This window comes from Thiohalocapsa halophila (genome assembly GCF_016583825.1).
Lineage (GTDB): Bacteria > Pseudomonadota > Gammaproteobacteria > Chromatiales > Chromatiaceae > Thiohalocapsa > Thiohalocapsa halophila.
Map to the genome: position 1 here is coordinate 1 of NZ_NRRV01000122.1, position 9,664 is coordinate 9,664.

Annotated in this window: 4 protein-coding genes; 1 reads left to right on the forward strand and 3 read right to left on the reverse strand. The window is 69.4% G+C overall.

Features of this window, described 5'->3' with window-relative positions:
• Positions 1-91 precede the first annotated feature (91 nt).
• Positions 92-2,281: a helix-turn-helix domain-containing protein gene (locus CKO31_RS24790; protein ID WP_200243207.1), complete on the forward strand. Its 2,190-nt coding sequence runs from the start codon at positions 92-94 to the stop codon at positions 2,279-2,281.
• A 394-nt stretch (positions 2,282-2,675) separates the two neighbouring features.
• Here CKO31_RS24790 and CKO31_RS24795 read toward each other — a convergent pair whose 3' ends face one another.
• From CKO31_RS24795 to CKO31_RS24805, 3 genes are all read right to left on the reverse strand, one after another.
• Positions 2,676-4,775, reverse strand: a complete 2,100-nt coding sequence (locus CKO31_RS24795) for a PAS domain-containing protein (protein ID WP_200243220.1) — start codon at positions 4,773-4,775, stop codon at positions 2,676-2,678.
• Between the two features lie 160 nt (positions 4,776-4,935).
• Positions 4,936-7,050 (reverse strand): ATP-dependent zinc metalloprotease FtsH, encoded by a 2,115-nt coding sequence (gene ftsH / locus CKO31_RS24800; RefSeq protein ID WP_306341790.1) that lies wholly within the window; start codon positions 7,048-7,050, stop codon positions 4,936-4,938.
• Between the two features lie 559 nt (positions 7,051-7,609).
• A complete protein-coding gene (locus tag CKO31_RS24805) occupies positions 7,610-8,425 on the reverse strand; it encodes a DUF2189 domain-containing protein (RefSeq protein ID WP_200243221.1) in 816 nt (271 codons plus the stop codon).
• Positions 8,426-9,664: the final 1,239 nt, after the last annotated feature.

Sequence of the window (9,664 nt, forward strand, 5' to 3'; positions counted from 1 at the left end):
GCAGAACTCCGGACATACCCCCTTCAACCGTCTGAATTTGAGCTATAATTGCGGCATTGCTCGATAAATAAATACGAGACTGCAAGCCGCCATGCCAGGCACCGTTGAGCTTCCCCTGCTGCCCGAAGAGGCGATTACGCTGGGCCCGCGGCTGGCGGTGGTGGAAACGCCCGAGGCGCTGGTTTTCATGAATGCATCCGGCCCGCTGATGAGCTGCGCGCGCAACGACGCGGCGGCCAAGCGCTTCATCGGGGCCGTCGTGATGACGCAGGGCCTGGCCAAAGGCGAGGACCTGGCCGATGTCTTGGGCGTTCACCGCTCGACCCTGTTCCGCAATCAGAAGCTCTATCGCGAAGGCGGTCTGGAAGCCATCCGCGACGGGCGCGGCCACGGCGCTCCGCGGCGGGCGCACAAGCTCACCGACGAGGTGCTGCCCATCGCGCAGGCGTGTCTCGATCGAGGCGACTCGCAATCGGCGGCGGCCCGTGCGGTGGGCGTAAGCGAAACGGCGGTTCGCCATGCGATCAAGACCGGTCGGCTGCGCCGGCGCCCGCAGCCGTGCCAACGCCGCGCTGCGCTCTCGCCCGGCGAGCGGGCCGAACGCGATGCCGCGCAGGCGCGGGGTGGCGGTACCGCGGTCAAGCGCATCGACGAGCGCCTGCTCGCCTGTCACGGCGAGCTGAGCGAGGCGCCACCGCACTTCGAGGCGGTGGAGGGCGTGGCGAATGCAGGCGTCTTGCTGGCCGTGCCGGCGCTGATCGGCGAGGGCCTACTGAGCAGCGCCGAGCGCGTTTATCAACCGCTGAAGGCCGGCTTCTACGGCCTGCATTCGATCTTGCTGTGCCTGGTCATGATGGCGTTGCTGCGCATCAAGAGCATCGAGGGCTTGAGCGCGCATCAGCCCGGGGAGCTGGGCATCCTCTTGGGACTGGATCGCGTGCCGGAGGTGAAGACATTGCGCCGCAAGCTCGCCGAGCTCGGCGAGCAGCAGCAGGCGGCAAAGCTCGCCGCGGCGCTGACCGAGCGCTGGGCGCAGGGCGAGCCAGACGAGCTGGGCGTGCTGTATATCGACGGTCATGTGTCGACCTATACCGGACGCAAGCATCGACTGCCGAAGACATTCGTGCAGAAACGCCGTCAATGTCAGCCCGCAGCGACGGACACCTGGGTCCACAACGGCGCGGCCGAGCCCCTGTTCTTCGTCACCAGTCCCATCAACCAGCACCTCTTGACGCTCATCGAGCAGGACGTCATCCCCGAAGCACGTCGGCAGATCGGTGCGCAGCGCGCGCTCACCCTGGTCTTCGACCGCGAGGCCTGGAGCCCCGAGGCCTTTCGCCGCTGGCACGCCGACGGGGTCGAGGTCATCACCTATCGCAAGGGCAAACAGACGCCTTGGGATGTGCAGGACTTTCAGCCCTTCGATCTCGCATGCGAAGGCAAGTCCGAAACCTATTGGCTGGCCGAGCGCAGCGTGCAGGTCATCCCCGCCAACCGCAAGCGGCCGGCGTTTTGGATGCGCGAAATCCGCCGTCTGAGCCAGGGCGGACATCAGACCGCCGTCCTGACGACGCGCCAGGACCTGCCGATCACGGCTGTCGCCGCTCGGATGTTCTCGCGGTGGCGCCAGGAGAACTTCTTCAAATACATGCAGGCCGAATTCAACATCGACCACCTGAGCACCTATGCCACCGAACCGGCCGATCCGCAACGCAGTGTTCCCAATCCCGAGCGCACCCGATTGCAGAAGACCCTCAAGGCGAAACGGGCGCAGCTCGGCCGAGCCCATGTTCGCCAGGTGCAACAACAACGCGACGGTGCCTCGAAGGCCAAGCAGGCGAAAGAGGCGGAGATGATCGAGCGCTTGGAGAAGGAGTGCACCGAGCTCGCCGAGCGCAGCAAGGCGATGGACAAGCGCGTGCCCTTGAAGAGCGTCCTGGACCCGGAGCAGATCGTTCAACACGAAACCGAGCGCAAGACGATCACCCAGCTCATCAAGGTCGTCGCCTACCGCAGCGAGAGCTGCCTCGCGAGTCTCATCGAACCCTTCTTCGCGCGCCACGACGACGAGGCTCGCGCCTTTCTCAAGACCGCGTTCCGATTGCCGGGCGACATTCTCCCGGATCGCGAACATGGGGAACTACGGGTGCGTCTGTACGGGCTCGCGAACAACCGATCCCAGAAAGCGCTCATTGCGCTGTGCGACTGCCTCAACACCCAGCGGACCGTCTACCCCGGTACCGACCTGCGCCTCGTGTTCGAGGCGATCCAGTCGCATTAATTTCGGCGCCAAGTCAGGAGTACTGCATAGGGCGAAGGCGCCGTGGGAACGGCCTCTGGCCGCGACGGCTTCCAGTGCGTTAGCAGCGGCGCGTCGCGGCAGGGATGCCGCTCCCACATGCCGAAGCCACTGTGGGAGCGGCCTCTGGCCGCGACGGATTCCAGAGCGGTGGCAGCGGCCCGTCGCGGCAGGGATGCCGCTCCCACATGCCGAAGGCGCCGTGGGAGCGGCCTCTGGCCGCGATGACTTCCAGAGCGGTGGCAGCGGCGTGTCGCGGCAAGGATGCCGCTCCCACAGGGCGAAGTCTCCGTGGGAGCGGCCTCTGGCCGCGATGACTTCCAGCGCGGTGGCAGCGGCGTGTCGCGGCAGGGATGCCGCTCCCACGCGATCCTGCCTAGTTGCCGGTATCCGCCAGCAAGCCGAGCAGGACGGCGGACTCGATGGGCTTGACCAGGTGCGCGTCGAAGCCGGCCTCGGCCGAGTTGCGGCGGTCACGCGCCTCGCCCCAGCCGGTCAGGGCGATGATGCGCAGCCGCTCGCCGCCCGGCAACTGGCGGATCCGCCGGCAGGCGGCATGGCCGTCGAGGCCGGGCATGCCGATGTCCAGGATGACGGTGTCCGGGCGCTCGCGCTCGACGGCCGCGAGGGCTTGCAGCCCGTCGTGGGCGATGTCGACGTCGTAGCCGCGCAGCTCCAGCAGCATCGCCAATGACTGGACGACGTCGTCGTTGTCGTCTGCGATCAGAATACGGCGTTTGCCATCCGCGTCGGCGGCGGTGCCGACGGCCGCGCCCGAGCCCTGGGCCCAGGGCGCGGCCGCTGCCGGCTCAGCCGAGGTCTTTTCCTCCGCCAGCGCCGGCAGGCGCACCGTCAGTGTGCTGCCCTCGCCGGCGCCGTCGCTGGTGGCGGCGATGGTCCCGCCGTGCAGCTCTACCAGGCGCCGGGTCAGGGCCAGGCCGATGCCGAGACCGCCGCTGTCGGCGCCGGCGTCCTCCCCGACTTGCGCGAACATCTCGAACAGACGCGGCAGGTCCGCGGCGTCGATGCCGATACCGCTGTCGCTGACCCGGACGACGACCTCGTCGCCGACGCGCTCTGCCTCGAGGCTGATGTGCGCGCCTTCGGGGCTGAATTTACTCGCGTTGTCGAGCAGGTTGACGAAGACCTGGACCAGGCGTGCGGTGTCGGCGTTCAGGCGCACCGGCTGTGCCGGCAGCTCGACCGTGATCGACTGTTCCCGCCCGGCGATCTGCTCCGCCAGCGCCTCTTGTGCCTGGTCCACCAGGGTGCTGAGCAGCACCGGCTCGCACTGGAGCCGCAGGCGGTCGCTGGTGATACGGCTCATGTCCAACAGGTCGTCCACCAGCCGCGCCAAGTGTCGTGATTGGCGGTCGATGATGTCGCGTGCGGTCGCCGCCGTCGGCGGGAGCTCGTCCGGCTGCATCAGCAGGTCGATGGCATGGCGGATTGGCGCCAAGGGATTGCGCAGCTCGTGCGCCATGGTGGCGACGAAGCGGTTCTTGCGCCGATCGGCTGATTCCAGGGCCTGCTGGGCGAGCTTGATGTCGTGAATATCGGTGGCGGTGCCGAACCATTCGACGATGTTGCCGGCGGCATCGCGCATTGGCACGGCCCGGGTCAGGTGCCAGCGCAGCTGCCCGTCGGCCATGCGCACGCGGTGCTCGCATTCATAGGTGTCGCCGCTGGCCAGCGCTTGCCGATAGGCCTCAACCGTGCGCTCGCGGTCGTCCTCGTGCAGCACTGGCTGCCAGCGCCAACTGCCGTCCGCGGTTTGATGGATACCGGCATACTCGGTGACCCGGTCGTTGTAGTAGTAGACGGTGCCGTCGGGGCGCGCGGTCCACACCAGCTGCGGCATGGCATCGGCGAGTCGCTGCAGCCGCTGGCGGTGGGCGTGCGGGGTCGGCTCGCCGCGGCGAGGCTCGGCCGCGTCGGTGCTTTGGTCCCCGCTCTCCTCGGTCGCCTTGGCGGACGGCAGCGTGTCGGGCAGGGCGCGCGACCCTTGCTGCGCGACCCGGCGGTACTCGGGCGCCGCGGCGTCCGCGCCGGCGATGAAGCCGCTGTAGCCGAGGAGGCGGCCGGCTGCATCCCGCACCCCCTGGCCCTGCTCGCGCACGGGCTGCGTGCCGCCGTCTCGGCGCACGAGACGGTAGGTCACTGCGAAGGCGCGCTCGGCGGCGGCCGCGTCCTGGAGCGTCCGGCGCACCTGTGCGCGGTCGTCGGCATGGATCAGGCTGGTCCAGCCGATGGGGCCGGCGAGCAGCTCGTCCGCCCTGTAGCCGCTGAGGCGGACCACGTCGTCGTCGATGGCGAGCAGCGAGCGTTGCGCGTCATTTTGGCAGCGGTAGGCGACGCACACAGCCGGGTCCGAGGCGGCGGACAGACCGCACGCGTCTGCCGCGCCCGGGCGGGCGGACCAACCCTGGAAATCGGCCTTCTCTGTAGAGCGGTAGACGGTCTTGAGGTATGCCAACAAAGGTCTCTTTGCCAATGGATTGACCGCAGCGATGGCCGGCAGATCTGCCCCCGTAGAGCAGTCGGGGGCTCGGCGTCGGCCAAGAGCCCCGCCATCGGGGGCCCCGCCACTGGCCGCTCAGGGTAACAGCCTTGTTCCCGACCTGGAGAGCCCGACCTCAGGCATTGGCGGCCCGCAGCGGCTCGGCGTCCGTGCTCTCGCGCAGGAGCGCGTCGATGTCCTCGCGGCTCAGGGTCTCGGCCTCCAGCAGGCGCTCGCTCAGGCGCTTGAGACCTGGCTCATGCTCGCGCATCAGCTCAAGGGCGTGCTCTTCGACGGAGCGGATCAGGGCCGTGATCTCGTCGTCAATGCGCTTGGCGGTGTCGTCGCTGAACTCCGGCGACTCTGCCATCTCGCGGCCGAGGAAAACGTGCTCCTCACCGCGCTTGAAGGCAATGGGCCCGATGCGCTCGCTCATGCCCCAGCGGCTCACCATGCGCCGGGCGAGATTGGTGGCGTTGTCGAGGTCGGCCTCGGCGCCGGTGGTGACGTCGTCGAACAGCACCTGCTCGGCGACACGCCCGCCGAGCATGACGCCGATGCGATCGCGCAGGTAGCTCGACTTATAGGTCCGGCGCTCCTCCTCGGGGGTCTGCTCGGTGGCGCCGAGGGCGCGCCCGCGGGGGATGATGGTCACCTTGTCCAGCGGGTCCGCCTCGGGCAGCAGCCAGGCCATCAGGGCATGGCCGGACTCGTGCACCGCCACCAGCTCGCGCTCGTCGTCGCCGATGCCCTGCTCGCGCTCGGCGCCGAGCACCAGCTTGTCGCGGGCGTCGGCGAAGAGCTGCATGTCCACCGCCTCTTGCCGCCGGCGCCCGGCGAGCAGCGCGGCCTCGTTGACCAGGTTTTCGAGATCGGCACCGGAGAAGCCGACGGTGCGCGCGGCCAGGCGCTCCAAGTCCACGTCGTCGGCGAGCTTCACCTTGCCCGCGTGCACTTCCAGGATGGCGTGCCTCGCCTCGCGCCCCGGCAGCTCCAGATAGACCTTGCGGTCGAAGCGCCCGGGGCGCAGCAGGGCATTGTCCAGCACGTCCGGGCGGTTGGTGGCCGCGAGCACGACGATGTCCTGCTGCGGCGTGAAGCCGTCCATCTCGGCGAGGATCTGGTTCAGGGTTTGCTCGCGCTCGTCATGGCCGCCGCCCATGCCGGCCCCGCGGGTGCGCCCGACGGCGTCGATCTCGTCGATGAAGATGACGCAGGGGGCCGCCTTCTTGGCGGACTCGAACAGGTCCCGCACCCGGGATGCGCCGACGCCGACGAACATCTCCACGAACTCCGAGCCGGAGATGCTGAAGAAGGGCACCCCGGCCTCGCCGGCGACGGCGCGGGCGAGCAGGGTCTTGCCGGTCCCGGGCGGGCCCACCAGCATGACGCCCTTGGGCATCTTGGCGCCGAGCGCACGGAAGCGCTTGGGGTCTGCCAGGTGGTCGATGATCTCGGCGAGGTCCGCCTTGGCATTGTCGAGCCCGGCGACGTCGTCGAGGCCGACGTCGGAATCCTCGGCGCGGATACGCTTCGCCTTGGACTTGCCGAAGCCGAAGATGCCGCCCTGCTGACCGCCGGCGCCGCCCATCATGCGCTGCTGCATGCGATAGCTGATGTACAGGAAGAGCCCGAGGATCAGCACCCAGGGCAGGAAGGACACCAGGATGCGCCCGAGCAGGCCGGTTTCGGCAGGCTCGGCGGCGATCTCTACCTCGTTGCGCTCCAGCAGGTCCAACAGCTGTGGGTCGTTCACCTGCGGCTTGGTGCTGGTGAAGGGCGGGCCGAGCTCGTCGGCGCCGGCATCCGCCGAGCCGCTGCCAGCCGCCCCGGCTTGTTGGGCTTGGCCGTCGGCTTCTGCGGTTGCAGCGTCGCCGCCGTTGGCGGACTGGGCTTGCTGACCCGAGGCCGCGGTGTCGCTGGTGGTCTTGCCGTCGCCGGCGCCGGCGCCGTCGCCGGTCTGGGCTTCGGAGGTGGCGGCCTCGGCATCGGGTCCGGCGCCGGCATAGAAGCGCCCGCGGATGCGCTCGCCCTCGAAGGTGACCTGCGCGACACGCCCGTCGCGCACCGCCTGCTTGAATTCCGTGTAGCTCAGCGCCGGCGGCGACGGCGCCAGGAGTAGATTGAGCACGGCCGCCAGCGCGAGGATGGCGGCGGCGGCGATGGCATAGTTGCGCCAAGGCGGACCTTCGCCGCCCGGCGTCAGCCTGGACAGCGGCTGGCGGGAGCCTGGGAGCTTGGAAGCGGACATCGTCTTGCCTCTCGAATCGGTCGGTGGGCCGCGATCTGCGCCGCGGTGCCGGGTGCTGCTGCGCTGAACAACGGCGCATGCCGGCCCGTGGCTGTCCCATGCTTGGCGGTGGGCTGTGGCGCAGGCGGCTGGCTGTCCGAAACGCAAGCATGACGCGTGCCAGCAGCTTCGATCAGTCCCAAGAGACAGCTAGGCTTGCGCTTGTACCCACCGGGTGAGCGAGACGTCGGGAACGCGGTCTTCTCAGCCTGTGCCTCGGCAGTTGCGCGAGATCCCCCACCGCCGGGGCAGATGCACCCGCCCGGGCGGGACTGCACTGGCATCCAGGGTAGAGCGGGGTCGGCGTCGGCAGCCGTGGCCGAGAGGCCGGCCGGCGCGCTCGGGCGTCATCGCATGCGCCGTTCTTGGCCGTCTCATTGCACCCGCCGGCACCGGCGTCCGCGGTGCCAGTCCGTCACGCGTTCCTGCGTCTCGGCGGCGAGGTCCTGGCACGCACTGCTGAGAACTGCCCTGACGCCGCGGGCCCTTCGGTGAGACTGCGGCGGGCATCGGGCGCGGCCTAGATGGTGTTGTCCACGTCCGCGGAGGCCGTAGGCTCTGGCACCAGGGTGTCGCGATAGGCGTGCCAAGTGGCATAGCCGAGCCAGGGCACGACGACCACCAGGCCGACGAGCCAGAGGCTGATACCGATGGTGGTGAGCGCAAACAGCAGGAAGGCCCAGACGATCATGCTGGGCCAGTTCTCGCCGACCGCGCGCCAGCTTGCGAAGATGGCGTTGAACATGTCTACGCGCTGGTCCACCAGCATCGGCAGCGCGAAGGCGATCATGCGGAAAAGCAGCAGCGCCAGGACCAGCGCGATGCCGCCATAGACCAGTGCAAAGGGCCAGCTCTCGCCGAACATCACCGGCAGGGGCCGCACCTGGCCGTAGGTGGGCACCACCTCGTGGAAGAAGCCGCCGAAGATCAGGTTCGAGAGCATGATCCAGTTCAGGAACAGGAACAGCAGCACCAGCCCCAGCAGTGCGAGACTCGGTGCGTTGACCTTCAGGATGTCGATCACTGAGGTGTCAGGGCGCTGCTCGTCGCGGCGCTTGGCCATGGCCACCAGGCCCACGGACAGGATGGGGGCGATGAGCAGAAAGCCGCCGAACAGGAAGGGCACCAGGAAGAACTGCGTCCCACCGGCGGTCAGCATCACGACGACGAACGCCAGCGCGGCGACGGCCGCGCCATAGGCGAGGCTCACCGCAGGCGTGGCAACCATGTCGCCGAGACCTTGGCGCAGCCAGCGCAGCGGCCGCAGCAGGCTCAGGTGCGGGATGTTGTAGGTGCGGCGCGGGATATGCGCCGTGGACAAAACATAGGTGGTCATAGGGTATCTCCTATTCGACTATGGGGCGCTGGTGCCATGGCGTGCTCGGCACGCCCGCTCGGCGCGCCAGCGCCGCCCTGCTCGCCATGCGTCTAGCAAGCCACGCACCAGCTCCCCGTGCGTCGGGCGCCTCGGCCTCGACGACGGCCTGGATGGGCCGGGGCCGCCCTTGCAGCGCGCGGCCCGGGGCCTCAGCGAACGCGGGGGGCGGGGCTGGCGAAGCGGTTGGCAGCCGGGCGCTACGCCGGGGTTATCGGTGGATTTGGCGGCTTGCGTAATTGGACTGGGGCAAATGCCCCAGCTGCGGCGGTAGCGCTGCGAGATGGCCGCCGGCGCCGATCCTGTCCCGCGCCGGCTGCGGGGGCGTTAAGCTTGGTGCCGGCATTGGACCTTGCCCACCCGCTGCGCGGCACGCCGCCGCGCTATGATTGGCCGTCAGCGCAAGAAGGCCCTGTGGGAGCGGCCTCTGGCCCCGACGGCTTCTAGAGCGTGGCAGCGGCTCGTCGCGGCAGGGATGCCGCTCCCACGGACGTGCTGGCGCCTGTGGGAGCGGCCTCTGGCCGCGACGATTTCCAGGGCGTGTCAGCGGGTTCGTCGCGGCAAGGATGCCGCTCCCACGGATGCGCTGGCGCTCGTGGGAGCGGCCTCTGGCCGCGACGATTTCCAGGGCGTGTCAGCGGTTCGTCGCGGCAGGGATGCCGCTCCCACGGACGCGCTGGCGCCTGTGGGAGCGGCCTCCGGCCGCGACGATTTCCGGGGCGTGTCAGCAGTTCGTCGCGGCAGGGATGCCGCTCCCACGGATGCTGGCGGCTGTGGGAGCGGCCTCTGGCCGCGACGGCTTCTAGAGCGTGGCAGCGGCTCGTCGCGGCAGGGATGCCGCTCCCACGGACGCGCTGGCGCCTGTGGGAGCGGCCTCTGGCCGCGACGGCTTCCAGAGCGAGGCAGCGGTTCGTCGCGGCAAGGATGCCGCTCCCACGGATGCTGGCGGCTGATAGGGGTAGGGAAGGCTTGCGCCTCCCCTCCCTCCGAACCGTGCGTGCAGTTCTCCCGCACACGGCTCTCCAGTCGGTTGTTTCCTCAGCGGGATTGGCTCGCCGGCAGGAGCAGCATTTCGGGTGATCGACTCCGGGCCAGCGCAGGGGACGCCCGCAGGCGTCGCGTGGACCCCGTTGCCAGGGCCGCCAACATCCGCTCCGTCCACACCGGCGGCTCGACCCGGCGCCACTCGCGTGGCTCGCG

Bases quoted from the DNA above. Each gene is read 5' to 3' on its own strand.
- CKO31_RS24790 (WP_200243207.1), top strand. From the start codon at position 92: ATGCCAGGCACCGTTGAGCTTCCCCTGCTGCCCGAAGAGGCGATTACG.
- ftsH (WP_306341790.1), bottom strand. From the start codon at position 7,050: ATGTCCGCTTCCAAGCTCCCAGGCTCCCGCCAGCCGCTGTCCAGGCTG.
- CKO31_RS24805 (WP_200243221.1), bottom strand. From the start codon at position 8,425: ATGACCACCTATGTTTTGTCCACGGCGCATATCCCGCGCCGCACCTAC.